The sequence below is a fragment of the Streptomyces sp. AC627_RSS907 genome, from assembly GCF_019049165.1.
The window spans coordinates 1-739 of record NZ_JAGMUE010001267.1 but is presented as its reverse complement, the minus strand read 5'-3'; the positions used below and the strand labels follow the sequence as shown (position 1 = coordinate 739).

Genomic DNA, 739 nt, shown 5'->3' with positions numbered 1-739 from the left:
GCGGCGGTGAGCTGCTGACGGAGGCCGGACTCCTGCCCGACGTGGTCCACACCTCGCTCCAGAAGCGCGCCATCCGCACCGCGCAGCTCGCCCTGGAAGCCGCCGACCGGCACTGGATTCCCGTGCACCGCTCCTGGCGGCTGAACGAGCGGCACTACGGCGCGCTCCAGGGCAAGGACAAGGCGCAGACCCTGGCCGAGTTCGGCGAGGAGCAGTTCATGCTCTGGCGCCGCTCGTACGACACCCCGCCGCCCCCGCTGGAGGACGGCGCCGAGTACTCCCAGAGCGACGACCCGCGCTACGCCGACATCCCGAGCGAGCTGCGCCCGCGCACGGAGTGCCTCAAGGACGTCGTCGTGCGGATGATGCCGTACTGGTACGACGGCATCATCCCCGACCTCCTCGCGGGCCGCACCGTCCTGGTCGCCGCGCACGGCAACAGCCTCCGCGCCCTGGTCAAGCACCTCGACGGCATCTCCGACACCGACATCGCGGGCCTCAACATCCCCACCGGTATCCCCCTCTCCTACGAGCTGGACGCCGACTTCCGCCCGACCAACCCGGGCGGCACCTACCTCGACCCGGAGGCGGCGAAGGCCGCCATCGAGGCGGTCAAGAATCAGGGCAAGAAGAAGTAGCCCCGCCTCCTCGGCCCCAACGCCCGAACGGCCCCTCACCCGCGGCATCGCGCCCGGCGGGGGGCCGTTCCCGTAGCCGGGCCACGGGCCGCCCGCCCGGC

1 protein-coding gene is annotated in these 739 nt (G+C 72.4%); it reads left to right on the top strand.

Features of this window, described 5'->3' with window-relative positions; translation table 11 throughout:
• Positions 1 to 638: phosphoglyceromutase (locus KUM32_RS41415; protein ID WP_217146792.1), on the top strand; the 638-nt coding region annotated here is incomplete at its 5' end.
• Between the last annotated feature and the right edge of the window lie 101 nt (positions 639 to 739).